General features: G+C 55.5%; 25 protein-coding genes. 17 read left to right on the plus strand and 8 right to left on the minus strand.

Annotation, left to right across the window (positions count from 1 at the left end):
* The first annotated feature begins 74 nt into the window (after positions 1-74).
* Both ACXAGA_RS10590 and xth read left to right on the plus strand, forming a co-directional pair.
* Positions 75-398, plus strand: coding sequence for a HesB/IscA family protein (locus tag ACXAGA_RS10590; protein ID WP_086450683.1), 324 nt, complete (start codon positions 75-77; stop codon positions 396-398).
* Between the two features lie 78 nt (positions 399-476).
* The gene (xth, locus tag ACXAGA_RS10595) at positions 477-1,259 is read left to right on the plus strand and encodes an exodeoxyribonuclease III (RefSeq protein ID WP_475117446.1); all 783 of its coding nucleotides are present in this window, start codon (positions 477-479) and stop codon (positions 1,257-1,259) included.
* Here the strand turns inward: xth and ACXAGA_RS10600 are convergent.
* Complete coding sequence (locus tag ACXAGA_RS10600) at positions 1,256-2,410, minus strand: FAD-dependent monooxygenase (RefSeq protein ID WP_475117447.1); 1,155 nt, start codon at positions 2,408-2,410, stop codon at positions 1,256-1,258. The genes xth and ACXAGA_RS10600 overlap by 4 nt on opposite strands.
* A gap of 3 nt (positions 2,411-2,413) precedes the next feature.
* A complete protein-coding gene (gene dksA, locus ACXAGA_RS10605) occupies positions 2,414-2,836 on the minus strand; it encodes an RNA polymerase-binding protein DksA (protein ID WP_475117649.1) in 423 nt (140 codons plus the stop codon).
* Positions 2,837-3,026: 190 nt separating this feature from the next.
* On the opposite strand from dksA, the gene ACXAGA_RS10610 reads away from it, so the two are divergent.
* The 7 genes from ACXAGA_RS10610 (at position 3,027) to ACXAGA_RS10640 (ending at position 8,617) form a co-directional block, all read left to right on the plus strand.
* Entirely contained in the window at positions 3,027-3,866 is an 840-nt protein-coding gene (locus ACXAGA_RS10610; RefSeq protein WP_475117448.1) for an AAA family ATPase, read from the plus strand.
* Between the two features lie 379 nt (positions 3,867-4,245).
* Complete coding sequence (locus ACXAGA_RS10615) at positions 4,246-5,595, plus strand: DUF2927 domain-containing protein (protein WP_475117449.1); 1,350 nt, start codon at positions 4,246-4,248, stop codon at positions 5,593-5,595.
* Between the two features lie 12 nt (positions 5,596-5,607).
* Positions 5,608-5,781: a hypothetical protein gene (locus ACXAGA_RS10620; RefSeq protein ID WP_475117450.1), complete on the plus strand. Its 174-nt coding sequence runs from the start codon at positions 5,608-5,610 to the stop codon at positions 5,779-5,781.
* A gap of 3 nt (positions 5,782-5,784) precedes the next feature.
* Complete coding sequence (locus ACXAGA_RS10625) at positions 5,785-6,972, plus strand: vWA domain-containing protein (RefSeq protein WP_475117451.1); 1,188 nt, start codon at positions 5,785-5,787, stop codon at positions 6,970-6,972.
* Positions 6,969-7,304, plus strand: a complete 336-nt coding sequence (locus tag ACXAGA_RS10630) for a hypothetical protein (protein WP_475117452.1) — start codon at positions 6,969-6,971, stop codon at positions 7,302-7,304. The genes ACXAGA_RS10625 and ACXAGA_RS10630 overlap by 4 nt, the downstream gene beginning before the upstream one ends.
* Positions 7,297-7,899: a DedA family protein gene (locus tag ACXAGA_RS10635; protein ID WP_475117453.1), complete on the plus strand. Its 603-nt coding sequence runs from the start codon at positions 7,297-7,299 to the stop codon at positions 7,897-7,899. Before ACXAGA_RS10630 ends, ACXAGA_RS10635 begins: the two co-directional genes overlap by 8 nt.
* 37 nt (positions 7,900-7,936) lie before the next feature.
* The gene (locus tag ACXAGA_RS10640; RefSeq protein ID WP_475117454.1) at positions 7,937-8,617 is read left to right on the plus strand and encodes a M48 family metallopeptidase; all 681 of its coding nucleotides are present in this window, start codon (positions 7,937-7,939) and stop codon (positions 8,615-8,617) included.
* 120 nt (positions 8,618-8,737) lie between these two features.
* On the opposite strand, the gene eda is transcribed toward ACXAGA_RS10640, so the two are convergent.
* Together eda and edd are read right to left on the minus strand one after the other, a co-directional pair.
* Complete coding sequence (gene eda / locus ACXAGA_RS10645) at positions 8,738-9,379, minus strand: bifunctional 4-hydroxy-2-oxoglutarate aldolase/2-dehydro-3-deoxy-phosphogluconate aldolase (RefSeq protein ID WP_475117455.1); 642 nt, start codon at positions 9,377-9,379, stop codon at positions 8,738-8,740.
* 42 nt (positions 9,380-9,421) lie between these two features.
* Positions 9,422-11,227: a phosphogluconate dehydratase gene (edd, locus tag ACXAGA_RS10650; RefSeq protein WP_475117456.1), complete on the minus strand. Its 1,806-nt coding sequence runs from the start codon at positions 11,225-11,227 to the stop codon at positions 9,422-9,424.
* Between the two features lie 224 nt (positions 11,228-11,451).
* Between edd and ACXAGA_RS10655 the strand changes: the two genes are divergently transcribed.
* The 3 genes from ACXAGA_RS10655 to ACXAGA_RS10665 are packed head-to-tail and all read left to right on the plus strand — an operon-like array spanning position 11,452 to position 13,810.
* Positions 11,452-12,036, plus strand: coding sequence for a DUF6778 family protein (locus ACXAGA_RS10655; RefSeq protein ID WP_475117457.1), 585 nt, complete (start codon positions 11,452-11,454; stop codon positions 12,034-12,036).
* A gap of 41 nt (positions 12,037-12,077) precedes the next feature.
* The gene (locus tag ACXAGA_RS10660) at positions 12,078-13,274 is read left to right on the plus strand and encodes an RSP_2647 family RNA methyltransferase (RefSeq protein ID WP_475117458.1); all 1,197 of its coding nucleotides are present in this window, start codon (positions 12,078-12,080) and stop codon (positions 13,272-13,274) included.
* A complete protein-coding gene (locus ACXAGA_RS10665) occupies positions 13,271-13,810 on the plus strand; it encodes an RSP_2648 family PIN domain-containing protein (RefSeq protein WP_475117459.1) in 540 nt (179 codons plus the stop codon). Before ACXAGA_RS10660 ends, ACXAGA_RS10665 begins: the two co-directional genes overlap by 4 nt.
* Here the strand turns inward: ACXAGA_RS10665 and ACXAGA_RS10670 are convergent.
* Both ACXAGA_RS10670 and ACXAGA_RS10675 read right to left on the minus strand, forming a co-directional pair.
* Entirely contained in the window at positions 13,807-14,079 is a 273-nt protein-coding gene (locus ACXAGA_RS10670; RefSeq protein ID WP_475117460.1) for a hypothetical protein, read from the minus strand. The two genes, ACXAGA_RS10665 and ACXAGA_RS10670, sit on opposite strands and share 4 nt — an antisense overlap.
* On the minus strand, positions 14,072-16,849 hold the full coding sequence (locus ACXAGA_RS10675) for a [protein-PII] uridylyltransferase family protein (RefSeq protein ID WP_475117461.1): 2,778 nt from the start codon (positions 16,847-16,849) through the stop codon (positions 14,072-14,074). Before ACXAGA_RS10675 ends, ACXAGA_RS10670 begins: the two co-directional genes overlap by 8 nt.
* A 182-nt stretch (positions 16,850-17,031) precedes the next feature.
* On the opposite strand from ACXAGA_RS10675, the gene ACXAGA_RS10680 reads away from it, so the two are divergent.
* The 3 genes from ACXAGA_RS10680 (at position 17,032) to ACXAGA_RS10690 (ending at position 18,869) form a co-directional block, all read left to right on the plus strand.
* The gene (locus ACXAGA_RS10680) at positions 17,032-17,457 is read left to right on the plus strand and encodes a DUF2852 domain-containing protein (protein ID WP_475117462.1); all 426 of its coding nucleotides are present in this window, start codon (positions 17,032-17,034) and stop codon (positions 17,455-17,457) included.
* A gap of 56 nt (positions 17,458-17,513) precedes the next feature.
* Positions 17,514-17,963, plus strand: coding sequence for an RDD family protein (locus tag ACXAGA_RS10685; RefSeq protein ID WP_475117463.1), 450 nt, complete (start codon positions 17,514-17,516; stop codon positions 17,961-17,963).
* 78 nt (positions 17,964-18,041) lie between these two features.
* A complete protein-coding gene (locus ACXAGA_RS10690) occupies positions 18,042-18,869 on the plus strand; it encodes an arginyltransferase (protein ID WP_475117464.1) in 828 nt (275 codons plus the stop codon).
* Between the two features lie 50 nt (positions 18,870-18,919).
* Here ACXAGA_RS10690 and ACXAGA_RS10695 read toward each other — a convergent pair whose 3' ends face one another.
* Positions 18,920-20,800: a calcium-binding protein gene (locus ACXAGA_RS10695; RefSeq protein WP_475117465.1), complete on the minus strand. Its 1,881-nt coding sequence runs from the start codon at positions 20,798-20,800 to the stop codon at positions 18,920-18,922.
* 476 nt (positions 20,801-21,276) lie between these two features.
* On the opposite strand from ACXAGA_RS10695, the gene ACXAGA_RS10700 reads away from it, so the two are divergent.
* Complete coding sequence (locus ACXAGA_RS10700; RefSeq protein WP_475117466.1) at positions 21,277-23,019, plus strand: acetolactate synthase 3 large subunit; 1,743 nt, start codon at positions 21,277-21,279, stop codon at positions 23,017-23,019.
* Between the two features lie 12 nt (positions 23,020-23,031).
* The gene (gene ilvN, locus ACXAGA_RS10705; RefSeq protein WP_475117467.1) at positions 23,032-23,595 is read left to right on the plus strand and encodes an acetolactate synthase small subunit; all 564 of its coding nucleotides are present in this window, start codon (positions 23,032-23,034) and stop codon (positions 23,593-23,595) included.
* Between the two features lie 56 nt (positions 23,596-23,651).
* Here the strand turns inward: ilvN and ACXAGA_RS10710 are convergent, their stop codons facing one another.
* The gene (locus ACXAGA_RS10710) at positions 23,652-24,629 is read right to left on the minus strand and encodes an ABC transporter substrate-binding protein (RefSeq protein ID WP_475117468.1); all 978 of its coding nucleotides are present in this window, start codon (positions 24,627-24,629) and stop codon (positions 23,652-23,654) included.
* Positions 24,630-24,641: the final 12 nt, after the last annotated feature.

Raw genomic sequence — 24,641 nt, forward strand, 5'->3', positions numbered from 1 at the left:
ACCTGCCTTGCCTTGTTGTGTTTGCCTAATGGTATTATATTGAATGCAAGGATCAACTCATAGGCCTTAAAATGCTGAATTTACCACCAAATGTGACCAATCGGGCGTTTGAACGTCTGTCTGAAATCGGTGCGGCCGCCCAAGGCAAAGCGCTGCGGATCGCGGTTGAGGGCGGTGGATGTTCCGGTTTTCAGTACAATATCGATCTGGATACCCCCGCTGACGATGATGTGATTTTCGAAGGTGCCGGTGAAAAGGTCATCATCGACCCCACATCGATGCCTTTTCTGGCAGGCGCGACCATCGATTTCACCGAAGAACTGATCGGCGCACGTTTCGCCATTGAAAACCCGAACGCCGCATCGTCCTGCGGCTGCGGCACATCGTTTTCCATGTGATCGGTTGGCGCCTTTAGTTTCGGGTTGTCCTGACGCCGTGCACGCGGCAAAACAGGGGCAACAAACCGGAGGCGCCCCATGAAAATCGCAACGTTCAACATCAACGGTATCAAAGCGCGATTTGAACGCCTGACCGAATGGTTGCAAGACAGCCAGCCAGACGTTGCGTTGCTGCAGGAAATCAAATCGGTCGACGAAAATTTCCCGCGCGAACATTTCGAAGATTTGGGATATCGCGTCGAAACCCATGGCCAGAAAAGCTTTAACGGGGTCGCGATCCTGTCGAAACTGCCGCTAGAGGATATCACCCGCGGCCTGCCCGGTGACGACAGTGACGAACAGGCCCGCTGGATCGAAGCGACCGTGATCGGTGACAAAGGCGCGGTGCGTGTGTGCGGCCTGTACCTGCCAAACGGCAACCCTGCCCCTGGTCCGAAATACGATTACAAACTGGCGTGGATGGACCGCCTGCATAAGCGCGCCCAGGATCTGCTGGCCGATGAAATGCCTGCGCTGATGGCGGGCGATTACAACATCATCCCCCAAGCCGAAGACGCCAAACGCCCCGATGCGTGGCGCGAAGATGCATTGTTCCGTCCAGAAAGCCGCGAAGCGTTCCGCAAAATCCTGAACCTTGGCTTCACCGAAGCGTTCCGCGCCCGCACCCAAGGCGCAGGTCACTATTCATTCTGGGATTATCAGGCAGGTGCATGGAACCGCGACGACGGCATCCGCATCGACCATTTCTTGCTTTCGCCGCAATGTGCGGACCTGATGGTGGATTGCTATATTCAGCGTGACGAACGGGCCAAAGAAAAACCATCCGACCACGTCCCGGTTTGGTTAGAGATCGACCTCTAAGCCCCTACATCATAACGATAAAGCCAATCAAAGCGCCGCAAAAACAACTGCGGTGCTGTGCGCGCGATTGCCTGAATGGCGGCCTGTCCCGCGATCCGTTTGATGCCATCCAGATGGTAATTCACCGCATTTGCGTTCGCCGCATTGATCGCGCGTGTCACACGCGGCTGACGCGCCAGTTGATAGGCTGACAGGGCCGCGTTCAAATCATCCGAGTCGTTGGTGAATTGGGCCAGTGCATAGGCGTCCTCTAACGCCAAATTAGCGCCTTGGGCCAAAAACGGCAGCGTGGGATGGGCGGCATCCCCCAAAATCGCCATCGCATCTTTGTGCCAAACAGACGCCACGGGATGTCGGAACAACCCCCACAAACGCACGTCATCCACACGCGCTAAAATATCGCGCAGCTCTGGCGCGCAATCAGCAAAGGCCGACCGCAAAGAATGCGGCGTGTCGGCATGGTGCCAACCTTCGGCGGCCCATTGTGATTGTTCGCGCACAGCCACGATATTGAGCCGCCCGCCTTTTAACGGATAGGTCACGACGTGTTTTTTGGGCGCCATCCATATCCGTGCAACCGGTTCGGCATCTTTGGCAGGCACAATCGCGCGCCACGCCACTTGGCCTGTGAAAAGCGGCTGATCGGTACCGTTCAGCAACGGACGGACGACGGAATGCAATCCATCGGCGCCGATAATCAAATCAGCCTTGACCGTGTGACCATTTTGAAAAGTAACAGAATTTTCGCTGATCTGCGTCGCCTTATGGCCCGTGTGAACAGCCACATTTGCGTCGATGCAACCCTGATGGATCAGATCCAAAAGATCAGCGCGGTGATAAAAACGATAGGGATGCCCCTGCCCGGCCTGCAGATCAAAACGGCCCAGAACACGCCCCGACAGGCCGTCCATCGGCCACAGCGATTGGGCCATAATGCTGCGGGGTGCGCCGTCTAACCCCAGCGCCGCCAGAACGGACGCGCCATTGGGCGTGATTTGCAGACCCGCACCGACTTCGGTAATTTCGGGCGCTTGTTCATAAACCTGAACATCCGCGCCCGTGCGGGCAAACGAAAGGGCGGCCGCGAGACCCGCGATACCGCCCCCGATAATCGCGACCCTCCGGCTGGAATTGGCGCCGGTGGTCAACATGTCTTAGTCGTCGCGGTGAACTTTTTCGCGACGTTCGTGACGTTCTTGCGCTTCTAGCGTCATGGTTGCGATCGGACGTGCATCCAGACGTTTCAGGCTGATTGGCTCGCCTGTCATTTCGCAATAACCGTATTCGCCATTATCGATGCGGCGCAGGGCGGCTTCGATTTTGGAAACCAGTTTACGTTCGCGGTCACGTGTGCGCAGTTCCAGCGCGCGATCGGTCTCTTCGGACGCACGGTCAGCAATATCAGGGATATTGCGAGTGCTTTCCTTCATGCCCTCAATAGTGTCGCGGCTTTCTTCGACAATTTCAGCTTTCCATGCGATCAGCTTGCGGCGGAAATATTCCAGCTGCTGGTCGTTCATGAACGGTTCGTCCTCGGCGGGACGGTAGTCATCCGGTAGAAAAATCTCGGCCTTCATCTCGTTACCTTTAGTCGAACTACTGGCCGTCACATTGGGTTGTTCGGCCATTAGCCACTCCCTTTCCTCGTGGCTTCCTTTACTCTCTCAATCCGCGCGTGTCACGTCCGAATTTCGCCAATCGATCAATATTTGCAGGGCTTTATCGTCATGATATGGTTACTTGACGATACAAACACAAAGTGAAGACATGCAATTTACAGGCACAGACACCTATGTCGCCAGCGATGATCTAAAGGTTGCCGTGAATGCGGCGGTCACGCTGCAACGACCACTCTTGGTCAAAGGCGAACCAGGCACAGGGAAAACCGAATTGGCCCGTCAGGTCGCGAACTCTTTGGGTTTGCGGATGATTGAATGGAATATCAAATCAACAACCAAAGCGCAGCAAGGCCTGTATGAATACGACGCCGTAAGTCGTTTGCGGGACAGCCAATTAGGCGACGAAAAGGTCAACGATGTTGCGAACTACATCAAAAAAGGCAAACTTTGGCAGGCGTTTGAATCCGACGAACGACTGGTTCTGTTGATCGATGAAATCGACAAAGCGGACATCGAATTCCCCAATGACCTGCTACAGGAATTGGATAAGATGGAGTTCCACGTCTACGAGACCGGACAGACCATCCGCGCAGAACAGCGCCCGATTGTAATCATCACATCAAACAACGAAAAAGAACTGCCCGACGCATTTTTGCGCAGATGTTTTTTCCACTACATCAATTTCCCCGATGCGGACACACTGCGACAAATCGTCGAAGTCCACCATAAGGGAATCAAACCTGAACTTTTGACCACAGCGTTGACCCGATTCTATGAAATCCGCGAAACCCCGGGTCTGAAAAAGAAACCGTCCACGTCCGAGGTTCTGGATTGGCTCAAACTGCTATTGGCCGAAGACCTAAGCCCCGAAGATTTGCGCAAAGACGGCGCGAACGCTCTGCCGAAATTGCACGGTGCGCTTTTGAAAAATGAACAGGATGTGCATCTTTTTGAACGACTGGCCTTTATGGCACGTCGGGACCGTTAACTATATTTAGGTGCAGCCTGTAAGCGGAACACAACTCGGTGGGGTAAACTGGTCACGGTTGCCCCGCTTTGTGCCGCAATTGGCCTAAAAACAGGTGATTTGTGAAAACTTTACGCCCTTAACTTGGCATGCCGCGTGCAAGGTGCCTTGGGAATACCCCAGTTCCACCCAAACGCGGCCCCACTCCCTTGGCAGGTTGGAGTCGGGTAACCAAGGAGAGCGAGTTGACCAAGGCAAAAATGCCGGTCCAGTGCCGTCCATGTCCCGTCCCGCACCATATTGCGGGCGCATCTGGACGTATGACCGAAGTACATAGCGCACCCTTAAATGGTGCGGCCGCGGATTTGGATGCCCATGAAAACTATGGGGTGATCTGTTAATGCGTGCATTGAAATTATGTGCTGTCACGGCCGTCACGGCCTGCACACCAGTTCCACAATACAACGAACCTAGCCGCGCCATCAGCATGGAAAACCATCTTCCGCCGATGCGCACGTTTGCCAGCAACAACGTATCTTTGCCAACGCGGCCAAACAGCGAATTGCTGAATGATTTTCTGGACCTGACCTTTCGTTTGGAAAGCGGCCGAAACGTTCCGTTGTTCACCCGTTTCGAAGGCCCGATCAGCGTTCGCCTAACCGGTACCCCAAGTACATTATTAGTTTCCGATCTGCGCGCGTTGATAACGCGGCTACAATCCGAAGCGGGATTGGACATCTACCTGACAGGCGCGCCAAACGCGTCGATCACGATCGAAGCGATCCCTCAGGCCGAATTACAAAGCACGGCACGCAATGTTGCCTGTTTCGTCGTCCCGCGCGTCAGCAGCTGGGCCGAATACAAGGCACACCGCCGCACCCCGCAAACCGATTGGACCACGCTGGAACGCCGCGACACAGCCGCGATTTTCGTTCCCGCCGATGTCGCCCCCCAAGAAATTCGCGACTGCCTACACGAAGAGCTTGCTCAGGCATTGGGCCCATTGAACGACCTATATCGCCTGCCCGATTCCGTCTTTAATGACGACAACATGCATTCGGTTCTGACCAGTTTCGACATGCTGATGCTGCGCACCTATTACGCGCCGGAACTGCAAAACGGGATGACCCGAGGCGAGGTCGCGGCCCGACTACCTGCCATTTTGGCACGGTTAAATCCGGCTGGCGAACGCATGACAGGCCGACCGCTGAACGCAACGACGCGGGATTGGATTGAACAGATCGAAACCGCGCTGCAGTCCCAGAACAACGCAGGTCAACGCCGAAATGCTGCAGAAAATGCGCTGAACCTGTCGATTTCCCACCGTTGGAACGACGCGCGGCATGGATTTGCGAACTTCGTCTTTGGCCGTCTGCAAGTTGGCCGCGATGACGATCTGGCCCGCGCGGCCTTTAACGCCGCCGACCGCGCCTATCGCGCCAGCAACGAAACCCGCCTGCAAACGGCGCATGTTGCGCTGCAACTTGCTGCGTTTTCGCTATCGTCCGGGAATTACATCGAAACTCTGGCCCGCGCCGAAGAGGCAATTCCGATCGCGGCCGCCCATGAAAATGCAGCCCTGCTGGCCACCCTCCTGATGTTCAAAGCCGAAGCGTTAGAGCATTTAGGCCGCGCCGAAGAAGCGCAGTCTGTGCGCATGGACAGTTTGGCGTGGGCACGATATGGATTTGGCTCAGAACAAAATGTTCGGGCCAGACTGCAAGAGGTAGCTGCGCTCGATCCCCGCTAAGGAGAAAGCGACATGATCATTCCCGTACTTGGCATCCTAATTGGCGCTATTTTCGGGGCATTCATGGCCAAACGCAAAAACGGCAACACGTTGGACATTCTACAATGGGCGGCTGTTTGGGCGTTGATTTTGGGCGCGATCAGCCTGTTCATCATGATCGGCATCGACCGCAGCTATCGTCCTTAACAGATGTTTTTGCCGTTTTTCGAAAACCTTCGGAAATCGGGCGTGCCTGTTTCCTTGCGCGAATACCTATCGTTTCTGGACGGGATGCGCGCGGGGTTGGTGACCTATGATATCGATGGGTTCTACTATTTGGCCCGCGTGTCGATGGTCAAAGACGAACGCAATCTAGATAAATTCGACCGTGCCTTTTCGGCGACGTTTTCGGGGCTGGAAAATATATCGGTCGATCAAGTGATCGAAGCCGTCGATCTGCCTGCCGATTGGCTGCGCAAAATGTCGGAAAAACTGCTATCCGACGAAGAAAAGCAAGAAATCGAAGCCTTGGGTGGGTTCGAAAAGCTGATGGAAACGTTGAAAAAACGTTTGGAAGAACAAAAAGGTCGCCATCAGGGCGGATCCAAATGGATCGGCACGGGCGGCACGTCGCCCTTTGGCGCTTATGGCTACAACCCCGAAGGCGTCCGCATCGGCCAAAAAGAAAGCCGCCACCAACGCGCCACCAAGGTTTGGGACAAACGCGAATTTCGCAATCTGGACGACAGCGTCGAACTGGGCACCCGCAATATCAAAGTCGCACTGAAACGGTTGCGCCGCTGGGCGCGTGACGGGGCCGCAGATGAATTGGATCTGGATGGGACCATTCGATCGACGGCGGAACACGGGTATCTGGATGTGAAAACCCGCCCCGAACGGCGCAATGCGGTCAAAGTTCTGCTGTTTTTAGATATCGGCGGGTCAATGGATCCCCATATCAAAGTCGTCGAAGAATTGTTTTCCGCCGCCCGCGCGGAATTCAAATATCTGGAACATTTCTATTTCCACAATTGCCTATACGAAGGCGTCTGGCGCGACAACAAACGCCGCTGGAACGACCAAACCCCGACTTGGGACATTTTGCGCAGCTACGGGTCTGATTACAAATGTATTTTTGTTGGTGACGCATCGATGTCGCCCTATGAAATTGCCTACCGCGGCGGCGCCAATGAACACTGGAACGAAGAGGCAGGACAAATCTGGCTAGAGCGCGCGCGCGACCAGTGGCCGAACCATTTGTGGATCAATCCTGTGCCGGAACGGCTCTGGAAATTCACGCAATCCATATCCATGATCCAACAGATATTTGGCGCTGATAGGATGGTCCCCATGACTTTGGACGGCATTGATCGCGGCATGAAGGCATTAGGCAGATGACCCGATTATTCACAGTTATCCGTGCGCATCCCATCGTGTCGTCGGTCTTCGGCATCGCGGCTGCGGTGTTTATATGGATGCTGGTTGATCTGTTGTTTATTGGCCCGCCCAAAGACCGCTTTGTCACCCCTGCCCCTTGGATGACGCCCAATTACATCGCGAACAGCTGGCATGTTGATGCCCGCGATGTCGCCGAAGCGGTCGGTCTGACCGAACGCCCCAAAGGTCGCCCCACCTTTGATGACATCGCCAAAATGCGCGGCGTCCCCGTTGAAACCGTCCTGACCGAAGTCATTGGTTTCCTAGCCATGCAAAGCCACCGCAATGACTGATTGGCTGTTGTTGCAAATGGCGCTTTGGGGGGCGCCTTTGTTGTTCGTCGTGAATTTCCTGTCCTGTATCGCCGTGCCGATCCCTGCGTCGCTGGTCATGATGACGGCAGGCGCGTTCATCGCAACGGGTGATCTGATGCTCGCCTATGTTTGGCCCGCTGCCCTTTCGGGCGCTGTTCTGGGCGATCAGGCGGGATTTATGATCGGGAAACATGGTGGACGCCGGTTACACACCGTCATTCATAACGATCCCAAAAGGTCGAAACTATTTAACCAAGCGCAAGAGTTAACCGACCGCCACGGCGGAATTGGCGTATTTCTGACCCGCTGGGCCCTTAGCCCTTTGGGCCCCTATGCCAATTTCGCGGGCGGCGCTGTTGAAATGCACCGCGGCAAATTCACCGCTTGGGGCTCGGCTGGCGAAATCGTTTGGGTGACATTGTACCTTAGCCTTGGGTTCGTATTTTCCGATCAGCTTGCAACGGTTGCCAGCTATGCCTCTGACATCTCAGGGCTTTTGGCAGCGGGCGGTGTTGCGCTTGTCCTGGGCCTTTGGCTACGCAAAAAACTATCAGAAACCAAAGTTGGCCCGTAAACTTGCCTGCCGCTGATTGCGGCCCCATATCTGCACCATGATCAAATTTCTGCCCTTTATTCTGATCCTGCTTTACGGACTTGCCATGTGGCATTTTTCGGCGTGGCGTCTGAAAAAGGAACTGAATGAACGGTCCACCGAACTGGTCGAACCGAAATTGCAGCCCGTGCTCCGTCAACTTGCGCAGGCTTTGGACCTGCCCCGCATTCGCGTTTTCGTGTACGAAGTCGACCAGATTAACGGGCTCGCGGCCCCCGACGGGCGCATCTTTATCACGCGTGGTTTTTTGCGCAAACTTCAGGCGGGCGAGGTCTCTGCGGCCGAACTTGCAACCGTTATTGCGCATGAAATGGGCCATGTTGCTTTGGGTCATTCCCGCCGTAGGATGATCGATTTCAGCAGTCAAAACGCCCTGCGCGTGATCCTGATGACCTTTATCGGGCGGTTTGTCCCGATCATCGGGCCATGGATCGCCAATGCCGTCATTGCGTTGCTGGCTGCGCGTCTGTCGCGCAAAGACGAATTCGAAGCCGACGCCTACGCCACAGCGCTCCTTATGAAATCGGGGATCGGTGCCGACGCCCAGATCACCCTATTCCAAAAACTGGATCAACTCACAGGGGGCCGTGCCAATGGCACACCCGCGTGGCTCCTTAGCCATCCAAAATCACCTGAACGTATCGCAGCTATCCGCAAGAACGCAGAAAACTGGACGTGATGGGGGAAAATGGCCGCAGGCCCATTTGGCGGCTATGCCCCTGCCCGCCGCAGGCGCCACCAGAACGAACAAAGCCCGAAGCAACGCTTCGGGCTTTGCCACTTTTAAACCGTCTCAGCCTTAGCGCGGCAGCGCGGCGGCTTCTTTTGCAAGTGCTTCGATGCCCGCCCAATCGCCGGCGTTCACCAAATCCTTTGGCGCGACCCATGATCCGCCACAGCACAGAACATTGGACAGCGACAGGTAATCGCCAACGTTTTTCATCGAAATGCCGCCAGTCGGGCAGAAATTGACCTGAGGCAGTGGCGCGCCAATGGCTTTCAACGCTGGCGCTCCGCCGTTTGCCTCGGCTGGGAAAAACTTTTGAACGGTATAGCCGCGCTCTAGCAGGCGCATGACTTCGGATGCAGTCGCAGCCCCCGGCAATAGCGGCAGGTCGTTGGCTTCGCAGGCGTCCAGCAGTTTGTCAGTCGCCCCTGGCGCCACGCCAAATTTTGCGCCCGCTTCTTTGGCTTTTTCAACGTCTTCTACCGTCAACAAAGTCCCCGCGCCCACAACGCCGCCTTCGACTTGGGACATTTCGCGGATCACATCCAACGCGGATGCGGTGCGCAGCGTGACCTCTAGTGCTGGCAGCCCGCCAGCGACCAGCGCGCGCGCCAGATCGGCGGCGGTGCTTGCGTCTTCGACAACCAACACAGGCACAACCGGCGCCAGATTACAAATTTTGCGGGCTTCGACAGAGGCGACTTCAGGTGTCATCTGAATTTCCTTTTGGATTGGTTTGATAACAGTGATGGCGTCTTAAACGACGACGCCAGCACCTTCGGAGGCAAGCCCCACATTACGACGGAACACTTCGAACAATTCGCGGCCAACGCCGTTTCCGTTGGCGGACAAATCCGCAACAGCCGCATCACGTGTCGATAGATCTACGCCAACAACCTCTAGCGTGCCAGAGATTGCATCCAGACGCACAACATCACCGTCTTGCAGATAGGCCAATGGGCCACCGTTTTTGGCTTCGGGGCTGACGTGGATCGCGGCAGGCACTTTGCCCGACGCGCCAGACATACGGCCATCGGTGACCAGCGCCACCTTTAGCCCGCGATCTTGTAGAACCGACAAAGTTGGCGTCAACGAATGCAGTTCGGGCATACCGTTTGCGGATGGGCCTTGGAAACGGACAACAACGATTGTGTCGCTGGTAAATTCGCCATTCTGAAACGCCTTTTTAACGTCCGCTTGATCGTGGAAAATACGGCACGGCGCCTCAACAATGCGGCGTTCTTCGGCGACAGCGGATACTTTGATCACGCCGCGGCCCAGATTGCCCGACAACTGAGTCAGTCCGCCATGTGCGCTGAATGGATCAGTCACAGGGCGCAAGATTTTGTCGTTCAGCGTTTCGGTTGGGCCAGCCTCGTATTTCACGGTGGCGCCGTCCAGTTTTGGTTCCTGAGTATACCGATCCATGCCCTTGCCTGCGACCGTGGTCACGTCGTCATGCAACAGACCCGCGTTCAGCAATTCGGAAATCATGAACTGCAAACCGCCCGCCGCGTGGAAATGGTTCACGTCGGCCAGACCGTTTGGATAGACTTTTGCCAGCAGTGGGACGACTTCGGACAGGTCCGAAAAATCCTCTAGGTCCAATTGAATACCCGCCGCGCGCGCCATGGCTGGCAGGTGCAGAACAAGGTTCGTAGACCCGCCTGTCGCCATCAGGCCGACCAGACCGTTTACAAATGCGCGTTCGTCCAGAACGTCACAGGCTGGCGTAAATTCATTGCCCAGTGATGTGATCTGCGCCGCGCGTTCAACCGCCGCATAGGTCAGCGCATCACGCATCGGCGTGTTGGGATTCACAAAAGACGACCCAGGCAGGTGCAGGCCCATGAACTCCATCAACATCTGGTTGGTGTTCGCGGTGCCATAGAACGTGCAGGTGCCCGGTCCGTGATAGGACGCCATTTCAGCCTCCATCAATTTGTCGCGGCCAACTTCGCCTGTGGCGAATTGCTGGCGGACCTTTGCCTTTTGATCGTTCGGCAGACCGCTGGTCATTGGACCTGCTGGTACGAACACCGCAGGAATATAGCCAAACGTCGCCGCAGCCATGACCAAACCCGGTACGATTTTATCGCAAACGCCCAAGTACAGGGAACTATCGAACACATTGTGCGACAACCCAACACCTGCAGCCAAAGCGATCACGTCACGCGAAAACAGCGACAATTCCATGCCTGTCTGGCCTTGGGTCACGCCATCGCACATCGCAGGAACACCGCCCGCAACCTGCGCCGTAGCACCGACCGAACGGGCCACACTACGAATGATGTCAGGGAATTTTTCATACGGCTGGTGCGCCGACAGCATGTCATTATAAGCTGTGATAATCCCGATATTCGGCGCGCGTTCATCGATCAACGCCGCTTTGTCATCGCCCATGGCGGCATATGCGTGCGCTTGGTTACCACATGTCAGGTGGGCCCGACGGGGGCCTTCGGCGGCGGCGGCGGACATATGATCCAAATAGGCAGTCCGCGACTTTTCACTACGTTTGCGAATTCGATCTGTGACTTCAACGATTTTGGCGTTGAGGGCCATGGGAATCTCCTTTGGCTTTACTTGGGTTTCCCCTAGCACGGATTGTTACCGCTAACAATATCTCAAAATATCTCATTGCGGTCAGCAAGATACCACTAAATCGGACGAACAGCGCCTTAGTTCCGTCACTATTCGAAAGGATATTTAGACAAACTTTCGAGAAACACCTTTGTTTCCGAATAAAAAACCCCAGAAAAAACGGGGCGAGCTGAAAGGACGAAACGATGCAACTAATCAAAGCCGCTTGCGCATGTCTATTGGCCGCATTTGTTGCTGGCTGTACAATGAGCGACGATGTGACGCGTAACGCAACCGTACAGCTGCCTTTGGCAGACGTGTCCGACCAATATCTGCCGACCTACACCGTCAAAGATGTTCGGATTTCGGTGCCGCTGAACCTGTCCGTATCCGAAGCGAATTCGATCAAACCGCGCGCCGACATCGTATGGCGCGGTGATCTGGGTTTTGATCGTCACGAACAATTGCGCGTCCTATTCGAAGAGGCCGCCGCCGAAGGCGCCGAACTGATGCGCGGCGAAGTTGACGTGGTTGTTGACCTGACCATCACCAAATTCCACGGCATGACCCAACATGCGCGTTACGCCTACAAAGGTGACTACGACATTCACTATACTTATCTGGTTCGCGAAGTCGGCACCGACCGCGTGATCGAAGGCCCGACCGAAATCGAAGTATCTTTGGTGTCCACGCCAGAAGCGTCGATTTTCATGGATGCCAGCGGTTACACCGAACGTCAGTACGTCAAAGATTACCTGATCCCGCTGCTGACCTCGACTTTGACGCACTAAACCGCTTTTCGGCGCAGATGAAACGATTTAAAGGGGACGATATGAACACGTCCCCTTTGCCTATTGTCCGCCTCATGCCCAAAGCTGATGCCCGTTCCATCCGGTTCGGCTATCCATGGGTTTATTCCAACGATCTGGTTGTCGACCGCCGGACGAAAAACATCGAAGCCGGCGCGATCGCGACCCTGCAAGATGCCGAACGTCAGGACATGGGCGTTGTTGCCGTGAACCCCAATTCACGCATCATCGTACGCATGCTGGACCGCAACCCCGATGCCGTGATCGACCAGACATGGATCGCCGCGAAACTGGCCCGTGCGCTGGCGCATCGTGACCGCCTGTTTTCTGATCCGTTCTATCGTCTGATCCACGCCGAAGCCGACGGAATGCCTGGCGTGATCATCGACCGTTTCGGCGATGTCGCCGTTGTGCAGCCGAATGCGGCATGGGCTGATAAACTGATGCCTGAAATCACGGCGGCGTTGCAGGACGTGGTTGGCGTGAAAACCGTCATCATGAACGGATCTGGCCGCGCGCGTGCGTTAGAAGGTCTGGATGAAACCATGTCCGTCACCGCAGGCACCGCGCCTGACGCCCCGATCCCAGTGCCGATGAACGGCGCGATCTACATGGCGGACGTGATGGGCGGACAGAAAACCGGTCTGTTCTTTGACCAGCGTCCGAACCACGCCTTTGCGGCATCATTGTCGCGCGGCGCGCGCGTGTTGGACGTGTTTTCCCATGTTGGTGGATTTTCGCTGGCGGCTTTGGCTGGCGGCGCATCTTCGGCCGTTGCGGTTGATGGGTCGGCCCCTGCCCTGTCTCTGGCCACCGATGGCGCGGCGGCGATGGGTATGGCCAATAAATTCAGCACCCGCCAAGGCGACGCATTCGACGTGTTGTCCGCATTGGGTGCCGAAGGCGAAACATTTGATGTGGTCGTTTGTGACCCGCCCGCATTCGCCCCATCGAAAAAAGCGCTAGAGGCCGGTCTGCGCGCCTACGAACGGGTAGCACGTCTGGCTGCGCCGTTGGTGCGCGAAGGTGGGTATTTGGTTCTGTGTTCGTGTTCGCACGCCGCAGAGATCACCAAATTCCGCAATGCATCGGTGCGCGGTATTGGCCGCGCAGGCCGCAGCGCCCAAATCATTCACACAGGCTACGCCGGCGCGGATCACCCATTGATGCCGCAACTGGCCGAAAGCGGATATCTGAAATCCGTGTTCTTCCGCCTGTGAGGGTCCTGATCGACGCCTGCGTGCTGTTTCCAACAGTGATGCGCGAAATCATTCTGGGGGTCGCGGACCAAGGTCTGTTCGAACCCCGTTGGTCTGACCGCATCCTAGAGGAATGGGCACGCGGCACGATCAAATTAGGCAACGGGGCCGAGGTCATCGCCCGCGGCGAAATCGCGGCCCTGTCCCTGCGGTTCCCCCGCGCCATCGTGCCCGCAGCGCCGCATATCGAACAGCGCCTGTGGCTGCCTGATAAAAACGATATTCACGTTCTGGCCAGCGCCGTCGCGGGATCCTGCGACGCGATCCTGACCGTGAATATGAAAGATTTCCCCAAACAATATCTGGCCGAAGAAGGCGTGGATCGTTTGGATCCTGACGGGTTTCTATACGGCCTGTGGCTGGATCATCCCAAACAGGTCGAAACCGCCGCCAATGCCGTTCTGGCCGAGGCCCGCCGACTATCGGACGGTGAATGGACCATGCGGAACCTATTAAAAAAGGCGCGATTGCCGCGCCTTGGGAAAGCTTTGGGTTAATTTTCGCGGGGACGACTGCGGTATCCACCACGGCGGCGCGGACGGTCCATCGGCTGCAGTGCATCCTTTAACACGCCGATCATCGGATGATCCAGCGGCTCGTTCGCGTGACGGGCCAGCAACTGACCAATCAACGCCGCGTTATCCGCGTCCACAGGCATTTTCAGCGCCCAGTCCAGAAAAATGCCGCGACAATCCTCTGGTCCGATGCCTTCGATCTTAAAGGATTCCGCGATGACCCCTGTCGGGTCCAATGCGTCCTTAGCCATGTTCAACCTCTCCCAATAGCTGACTGATGACCGTGTTCGCCTCCGCTGCGACGCGCTCCATTTCCTGTGTAAGCGACGCAACATCATCAAACCCCGTTTCACGCAAGATAAACCGCAACCCGCCTTCGCCCAGTTTTTCGGGGTCAAGTGTCCCGCCCGTCAGCAATCGCGCCGCAGCCTGCAGCGACCAGAATAAACTGGCGGACCTGCATAGCGCCGCTTCATCCGCGGCATCAAACCAGCCAGAGACGACACCGGCGTTAATTTGTTCCGCCACGCCGCGCACCGACGCCCCCGCCCGCAAGGCCGCCGTTTGCGCGCAAAGTTCGACATCCATCAAACGACCCGCACCGTTTTTCGCATCCCATATGCCATCTGGCGCTTTGGCTTCGCCCAGGCGGCGGCGCATATCGGCGACGTCGGCCAAAATGCTATCGCCTTTGGATTTTTCGGTCAGGATCGCGCGGCGCAAAGTTTCGACGCGATCCGCCAATTCGCCCGAACCCGCAATGGGCCGTGCGCGGGTCAGCGCCAAATGTTCCCACGTCCATGCCTCGTTTCGTTGATAGGTATCGAACGACGACAGCGACGTCGCAACAGGCCCCTGACGCCCCGAAGGCCGCAATCGCATATCAACTTCGTACAGTTGACCATCCGCCATAGGGGCCGTCACTGCGGTGATTAACGCTTGGGTCAGGCGTGCGTAATACGGGCGCACGGCCAGCGGGCGGCGACCTTCGGATTCTGTGGCATCTTGCGGGTCGTAGATCATGATCAGATCCAGATCAGACCCCGCATTCAGGCGCGCAGCACCCAAAGATCCCATCCCCAGAATAACCGCGCCAGCCCCAGGCATCGGCCCGTGTTTGCGCGCAAATTCATCCACGACCACAGGCCATAGACCTGAAATAACAGCGCTAGCTAAGTCACTGTATTGAATACCGCTTTCGGCACCCGACACCAACCCCTGCAAATGGTGCACACCGATGCGGAAATGCCATTCTTTCATGAAACGACGCGCCGCGTTCAATGCGTCTTCGTAATCGCCTGCGCGTTCCAAATCTTCGGACAACATTTGGGTTAATGCAGCCGTTCCGGGCCATGGCGCGAAAAAATCACCGCCAATAACCATGTCAAAAACGTCCGAATTGCGCGACAAATACGTGGCCAAGGCTGGCGCCGTCGCACAAATATCAACGATCAATTTTGTCAGTTGCGGGTTCGCGTCAAACAGGGAAAACAGCTGGACCCCTGCCGGTAGCCCGCGCAGAAAACCATCAAACTGCAGCAATGCTTCGTCTGGTTTTGCGGCCTCTTTCAGGCGTGCCAAAATCTCTGGCCGAAGTCGTTTGAATATTTCGACCGCCCGTTCCGATCTTAGCGCAGGATAGCCGTGCCACCGCGTCACAAAATCCGCGCCAAAATCATCCACCGGTTCCACAGGTGCGGCGTCAGGCGCAAAAAAGCCTTCGGTTAATGCGTGTACCTGTTCACTGCGGTCTGACAATTCCGCGCGCAACGCGGCAACATCCGTGTCCACGAATGCCGCCAAACGTTCCCAACCATCGTCCGATGTTGGCAACGAATGGGTTTGCTGGTCCGACACCATCTGCAAACGGTGTTCGATTTCGCGGTGATAACGGTAATGATCGTACAGCACTTTGGCATCTTCTGCGGGCACCCAGCCTGCCGCAGCCAACCGTTCCAGTCCCGATTTCGTATCGCGCACGCGCAATTCAGGATCGCGACCACCTGCGATCAATTGGCGGGTCTGCGTGAAGAATTCGATCTCTCGGATACCGCCACGGCCCAATTTTATATTGTGACCGTCTAGTTTCAATGCGCCTGATAACCCTTTGTGATCGCGTATTTTTAACCGCATATCATGGGCGTCTTGGATGGATGCAAAATCCAGATGTTTCCGCCAAACAAAGGGCTGCATGGTTTTTAAAAACCGTTCGCCCGCAGCGATATCGCCAGCACCGGTCCGCGCTTTGATATAGGCGGCCCGTTCCCACGTGCGCCCCACGCTTTCGTAATAATGTTCGGCCGCGTCCGTTGATAAACAGACAGGCGTCACGCTGGCGTCTGGGCGCAGTCGCAAATCGGTACGGAACACATAGCCCTGATCGGTGACATCAGACATCGTCGTGGCCATTTTCCGAGTTGCCCGAATAAACGCGGCACGCGCATCGTCATAATTTGACGCATCAAATCGATCACTGTCGAACAAAACGATTAGGTCGATATCCGATGAATAATTCAATTCACCCGCACCGCCTTTGCCCATCGACAGAGCAAACATCCCCCCAGCCGTTTCAGCATCCTGTTCGGTCAGCCCCGGAATTTTGCCTCGCGCAATTTCATGGCCTACTAGCTGACGCAAACATACATCGACGCTGGCATCGGCAAAATCAGACAAGGCTTGGGTCACTTGCTCCAAGGGCCACACACCCGCCACATCGGCAATCCCGGTGATCAATGCGACACGACGTTTGGCTCGGCGCAGCTCAATGCTCAGATCCTCTCGGGTTACTGTGCGGGTGCGGGCAATTTCGTCGGCCAATGCGTTTTCAGGCGCATCTAAAGCGGCGCGTATCCAATCGGCCTCTTTTGTTAATAGGGTCGCCAAATACGGGCTACATCCCGCTGCGCCGTGGATCACATTAACGGTAGCGGGTGGCAAATCGCTAAACGCCGCCGACAATTCATTAGCACGGTCGATATTGTAGGCGCGCGGCGCACGGGAAATACGGGATTCGAATGTCATATTGGCAGTTTGATCGCGCAGCAACCTATCGTCAACGGCCCAAAACGATCAAAAAATTGTCTATATTTCATACCTCTAACAAGAAAATGTAAAAATCTTTAACATTACCCCTTGCTGCAGGGCCGCCCCATACCGATATGATTTAATGTGAATACCATTTACATTCCCTGATGGAGCCAAAGATGACCCATACTTACGACCCGACTACCGCCCCGGCAGATCGCGCCGGTTGGCTAACGCGCGCTGAACATTGGCTGGACGAACGCGGCAAAGGCGCGTGGATTGCGGCCATGGTGTTTGGCTTTATCTTTTTCTGGCCTGTCGGCCTTGCCCTTTTGGCCTATATGATCTGGAGCAAACGCATGTTTAGTGGAAAATCCTGCCGAAAAACCCGTTATAATGGCGTACACATGACCCGTAGCAGCGGCAATTCGGCATTCGACGCATATCGCAACGATACCCTGCGCCGTCTGGAACAAGAACAATCCGATTTCGAGGCTTTCCTACAACGCCTGCGCGACGCAAAAGACAAAGCAGAATTCGACGAATTCATGGATGACCGTGCTCAGGCCGCCCGCGCCCCACGCGAAAACCACGAAGACGCATAACACTGAATGGCCCCCGATGGTTTGGGGGCCGTCCACTACCAACTAGGATCACAATTATGACCGCAAGAGTTGATGTATTAGGTTTGCCAGACCCCAATGTTCGGGGTGATTTTTATGACGGCGTTGTTCTGAAACGTGGCATTGCATGGGTTCTGGATGTTGCTCTGATTTTCATCGTGGCAATGCTGCTGGTGCCATTCACCGCGTTTACAGCCGTCTTTTTCCTGCCCGCCTTTATGGTGTTTGTCGGTTTCATTTATCGCTGGGTTACCATCGCGCGCGGATCGTCCACATGGGGCATGCGTATCGCGGGTGTTGAACTGCGCCAGATGGACGGATCCCCGATGAACGGCGCCTCGGCCTTTATGCATACGTTGGGGTATTCGGTGTCTTTCGCCGTGTTTCCATTGCAGTTAATTTCGGTCGCCATGATGATCATGACAGAGCGAAAGCAGGGCCTGACTGACCATTTGATCGGCACTGCGGCGCTAAATCGTCGCCTATAAGACCCGTAATTGACCAAAACCATAGACTTTATGCGCGAGGTTGCTAACCTCGCGCTGTCTGTTTAAGTGAACCACGCAATGCGCCACACGTTACCTATAGCGCCCCAGTTTTATGTGACGGCACCCCAAACCTGCCCCTACCTAGAGGGCCGGATGGAACGGAAACTGTTTACCGCATTGCAAGGCGAAAACGCTGAACGGCTAAACGACGCGCTATCAAAGCAAGGGTTTCGCCGGTCGCAAAACGTTCTGTATCGCCCTGCCTGTTCAGATTGCAAAGCCTGCATGTCGGCGCGTATCCGCGTTGCTGACTTTGTCCCATCGAAAAGCCAGAAACGCGTTTTGAAACGCAACGCGCATTTGGCCCGCCGCGTGACCAGCCCGTGGGCGACCGAAGAACAGTTTGCATTGTTCCGCAAATATCTGGACAGCCGCCATTCTGACGGCGGCATGGCCGATATGGACCTGTTCGAATTTGCCGCAATGGTCGAAGAAACTCCGATCAAATCGCGACTGATCGAATATCAAACGCCCGTTGACGGGCAAGAACCTGATCTAACAGCCGTTTGCCTGACCGACGTGTTGGATGACGGACTGTCGATGGTCTATTCGTTCTTTGACCCAACCAAAGATCGTCAATCTCTGGGCACGTTCCTGATTTTGGATCACATCCGCATTGCCGCGGAAATGGGCCTGCCGTTCGTCTATTTGGGCTATTGGGTCCCTGGCAGCCCCAAAATGGGATACAAGGCGAAATTCAGCGGGCTAGAGATTTTTGAAAGCCAGCATTGGCATCCCATTGGCGACGTGAACGGCTATGACAACGCCACCCACCCGTTAAAGGTAGAACCAATATCGGAACAAGTTTCGCGCATACAGTTACCGGACAGCAAAACGATCCGATGACCAGATACAAAAAGGGCGGCAGGTTGATACCTTGCCGCCCTAATTTGTTATCAGAACAAGAAATCCGTTTCGTCCAGATCTTCTGCGTTCATATTCTCTAGTCGGATTTGCAGATCACCATATTCGATGATGGCCGCGCTTTCGTCTTGGCTTAGGAATAGATCCTCATAGGTCGCGCCTGTGATCTGGATCGTGTCGTCGCCTTTGGTGAAATCCGACACAATATCCGAACCGTCGCCATCCGCGAAATCAAAGATGTCTTTGCCTTCGCCGCCGTGCAGGACGTCATCATCGATACCCCCCTGCAGCCAGTCATCGCCGGTGCCGCCGTAGATGAAATCGCTGTCATCAGCACCATAGATGATGTCATTGCCGCCATTACCCAGTAGGACATCGTCACCGTTCGACGTTTCCAGATCTTCGGCATCGTCAACGTTCAGTTCATCAGGGAATTCTGGGTTCAGGCCGCCATAAATAACGTCATCGCCTTCGCCGCCGCGCACATAGTCCGCACCTTCGCCAGCAAAGATCGTGTCGTTCCCATCGTTGCCGTACAGAACGTCGTCGTCAAAGCCGCCGTCGATTGTATCGTCACCATCACCGCCATAAGCAATGTCGGCGTCGTCGCCCGTCAGGATGGTGTCGTCCCCTGCACCGCCGCGGACGAAATCCATGTCGTCTTCGGGATCAGCATCGGCAGCGAACAGATCCGGATACCCACGATCAGGTGTGCCACTGATCCCAAACAACCCGTCGATATTGCCCGAAGTATCGATGTAATCGTTACCATCGCCACCAGCGACAACATCAGACCCGTCGCCCGTGATGATCGTATCCGCGCCGGCATTACCATGGGCCGTATCGTCACCATCCGCGCCGTCGATATAGTCGTTGCCCGACCCGCCCGACATCCAGTCATTGCCTTTGCCGCCATACAGCAGGTCAGCATCCGCATTGCCGTAGATGGTATCGTCACCTTTGCCACCGGTTACGTAATCTTTGCCTCGGCCCGCCTGTAGGTAGTCGTCGCCTTGACCGCCATGGATTTCGTCGTTGCTTTTGCCGCCATAAACGAAATCATCGCCTGCACCGCCAGCCAACCAATCGCTACCATTGCCGCCAGCGACAGTGTCGTCGCCCCGACCGCCATAGATAACGTCAGCACCACGCGCGCCCAGCAGCGTGTCGTTGTTTTCGCCACCTTCGATAAAGTCGCTGCCATATCCACCAGTAATGGAGTCGTGCCCAAAACCACCATAGATTTCGTCGTCACCGCCATCGCCGCGAATAACGTCGTCACCGCGATCACCGGAAATAAAGTCATCATTTCCGCCGCCATAGATGACGTCGCCACCATCGCCGCCGTAAATCATGTCATCGCCGCCAAGGCCGCGAATAGTGTCGTGACCATCGAACCCGTCGATTAGGTCGTCTGCGCCCGTGCCCAGCAAAATATCACTGATGTCGGTGCCTGCGATCGCGGAAACTTCGGCAATCGGGTCGACGGTTTCAACCTCTTCGACCGCTTCGGCGATTGGATCCAATGCAAGCTGTTCGTCACCATAATTGACGGCGATATCATAGATCGTACCGTCGTCGTCGAACGTGACTTCGATCTTTCCAGGCTCTCCGTCTGGCATGGATTGCGCCGCAATACCGCCATTGATCGCAAAGAATTCAAAATCCGCCGAGGTAGAGCTAGGCCCCAAACCAACGCTATAATCCCCAGCGCTTTGCTCAACGGCATTACCGTCCGCATCCGCAACGATGACGCTAAGATCATAATATGTTGTGGACGGGTCGCTGGGATACACGATGGGTTCGACAAAGAACACATAGGTAAACGCAGATGCGCCCGAAACCGTGTAAGTCGCGTCAATCGTTCGACCGCCCGCCTCTAATGCGCTTAGGACTTCTTCTACCGTTGCCATGTCAAACACCCCCTTAACCGTGCAAAGTCCGTTAAGTCATGGCAAGAATGTGGCGACAGCGCAAAGGTAAACAAATGATTAACGTGGCATTTCCGTTCAATCACACCCCCGACACGGGGTTTGGTGCGAAAATGGAAACATTAATACGTTAGATTAGGCGCATACCCCAAAGGTATATGCGAATTTACGACTAACCATTCGAATCATCCACATCAGGCTTTGAAAGAAAGTTGCGAAAAACGCATCCGAAACGACATTTTTTCGATTCCGACGGTTGACGATATTTTCCACGCGTGCATAAGGTTTCGCCACGATATGAGAAGGCCAAGAGATGAATGATCTAGTGCTAGTGGTGGTGAATAGGCGCATGGACCGGTAACGGTAGACCATAACGGCTCCCCATGCGCCCCCGAAAATCTCGGGGGCTTTTTTGTATCAAAACGACTTAACGGCGACGCAAGATAAGGAAGATGACAATGTCACGTCAGATGACCGGCGCAAAGATGGTGGTTCAAGCTCTGATCGATCAGGGTGTGGACACGGTATTCGGCTATCCCGGCGGCGCCGTTCTACCGATCTATGATGAAATTTTCCAACAGAACACGATCAAACACGTTCTGGTTCGTCACGAACAGGCCGCGATCCACGCAGCCGAAGGTTACGCCCGTTCAACCGGCAAGGTTGGCGTTGCGCTGGTAACTTCGGGTCCGGGTGCGACCAACGCGGTGACGGGTTTGACCGACGCGCTGATGGATTCGATCCCGATCGTTGTATTCTCGGGTCAGGTTCCGACCTTTATGATTGGTTCGGACGCGTTCCAAGAGGCCGACACCGTTGGCATCACCCGTCCGTGCACCAAACACAACTGGCTGGTAAAAGACACCGCCGAACTGTCGGGCCGCATCCACGAAGCGTTCCACATCGCACAATCGGGCCGTCCGGGCCCTGTGCTGATCGACATCCCCAAAGATGTTCAGTTCGCAACCGACACCTATACCGACAAAAACAAAGTCCGTTCGCATTACCAACCGAACGTCAAAGGATCGATCGAAGGCATCACCGATCTGGTTGCCGCAATGGAGAAAGCGAAACGCCCTGTGTTCTACACCGGCGGCGGCGTGATCAACTCTGGCCCAGCGGCATCGCAGCTGCTGCGCGAATTGGTTGACGCAACGGGTTTCCCGATCACCTCGACCCTGATGGGCCTGGGCGCCTACCCTGCATCGGGTGATGGCTGGTTGGGTATGCTGGGCATGCACGGCCTGTACGAAGCCAACATGGCCATGCACGACTGTGACCTGATGATCTGCGTTGGCGCACGTTTCGACGACCGCATCACCGGCCGCACCGATGCGTTTTCGCCAAAATCGAAAAAGGCGCATATCGACATCGACGCATCTTCGATCAACAAAATCATCCACGTTGATATCCCGATCGTCGGCGACGTTGGCCACGTATTGGAAGACCTGCTGAAAGTTTGGAAATCGCGCGGCCGCGTGACCAACAAAGAGGGTCTGGAAAAATGGTGGAAACAGATCAACGATTGGAAAAAAATCAACTGTCTGGCCTACACCAATTCGGAAACCACCATCAAACCTCAGTACGCGTTGCAGCGTCTTGAGGAACTGACCAAAGGCATGGACCGCTATGTTGCGACCGAAGTTGGTCAGCACCAGATGTGGGCCGCGCAATATCTGGGGTTCGAAGATCCGAACCGCTGGATGACGTCGGGCGGTTTGGGCACCATGGGCTATGGTTTCCCAGCAACCATCGGCATCCAGATGGCGCACCCTGAATCGTTGGTGATCAACGTCGCAGGCGAAGCATCGTGGCTGATGAACATGCAGGAAATGGGCACGGCGATGCAGTACGGCCTGCCTGTAAAACAGTTCATCCTGAACAACGAACGTCTGGGCATGGTCCGTCAGTGGCAGGAACTGCTGCACGGCGAACGCTATAGCGCGTCGTGGTCTGAATCCCTGCCTGATTTCGTGAAACTGGCCGAAGCGTTCGGCGCCAAGGGCATCATCTGTTCCGATCCAAAAGATCTGGACGACGCGATCATGGAAATGATCAACTATGATGGTCCGGTGATTTTCGATTGCTTGGTTGAAAAGCACGAAAACTGTTTCCCAATGATCCCATCGGGCAAAGCGCACAACGAAATGCTGCTGTCTGCCGACGCCGAGGCATTCGCCGCTGGCGCGAACCTAGTATAAGGAGGATACCCAATGTCTGCTCTACGTATCAAAAAAGGGTCCTCTTCGCATTCGGCATATAACCTGCGTTCGTCCTATGGCGACGATGTGGAACGCCACACGCTGGCTGTGACCGTGATGAACGAACCGGGCGTTCTGGCCCGCGTGATCGGCCTGTTTTCGGGCCGTGGGTACAACATCGAAAGCCTGACCGTGGCCGAAGTTGACCACGAAGGTCACCGTTCGCGTATCACCATCGTGACCGCTGGCACGCCGCAGGTAATCGAACAGATCAAAACCCAGCTTAGCCGCATTGTACCTGTTCTGGACGTGCACGACCTGACCGCCGAAGGCCCAAGCGTCGAACGCGAACTGGGTCTGTTCAAAGTCGCGGGCAAAGGCGAACAGCGCGTCGAAGCGCTGCGTCTGGCGGATATTTTCCGCGCGTCTGTTGTGGACACCACGCTGGAAAGCTTTGTGTTCGAACTGACTGGCACGCCTGAAAAAATCGACGCGTTTGCGGATCTGATGCGCCCATTGGGTCTGGTCGAAGTTGCCCGCACAGGCGTTGCAGCACTGGCACGCGGCGCGCAGTAATCTGCGACACATTTTATAAAAAAGGGCCGCGTTGTGATCAACGCGGCCCTTTTGTTTTAATCCGCTACCGGCACGAACGACCGCGTCACGATGTTGGACATATAGATCGCCAGCATTTCCTCCATCGAACGGAAGCTAAGCGCGCGCATTGGTTCGCGTGCGATCAGGATGTGCTGGTTGTTGCGTGGTGCGTGCAGCACTTGATCCCAACCTGGGATCAGCGCATCCCAATTGGCGCGGATATCGGCAGGCGGCGCGCGGAAATGTTCGGCATAGGATGACACCATAAAATCCGCGTCGATCAGTTGAACCTGTTCAGGGCTTAGGTCCAGACGGTCGCCATCGATGGATTTGATAATCTCGGGCGTGTTGAAACCCAATTCGTTCAGAACGCTGCTCATTGCGCCATAGTTTTTGTAAACGCGGAAACGGTCGCCTGTCACTTCGGCAATCACAACGCTGACGTTGGATGGGTCGCCGATCATTTTTTCGGTCAGAGCGCGGGCTCCGTTCAGGCGGAAATCATAGACCGATTGCAGCTGTTCGAATTCATCCAAACGGCCAACGGCATCGGCAATGTTGCGATACCGATCACGGGCCGTTTCGGACCATATATTGATCACAACGGTCGGCGCAACGGCCGACAATTGATCATAGAGTTCGACATTGAAATCAGGCAGCAGGATCAAATCAGCATCCAACGTGGCGATGGTTTCCACATCAGGCTGATTATGCGCCCCAACAAATGTAATGCCGCTATCGGCAAAGGTGGTGTGGAACAAATCATATGCGCCGCGAATGACGGGTTCACCATCATTCACGCCATCAATCAGATTTGCGGTTGCCCCAACAATCGGTGCGCCTAGTTCGATCAACGGCGTGACGAATTGTTCACCGCGCAAGGCCACAATGCGCTGTGCCTGAACGGGAATTTCAACGCTATGGCCAGCGCCATCAACATAGGTACGGGTGTCCTGTGCGGTGGCCGACAGACCAACGACTGCAAACACAAAACTCAGGAGGAAAGGTTTCATGATAACTCCGGT

It is taken from the genome of Marivivens sp. ABH4_498 (assembly GCF_056160585.1).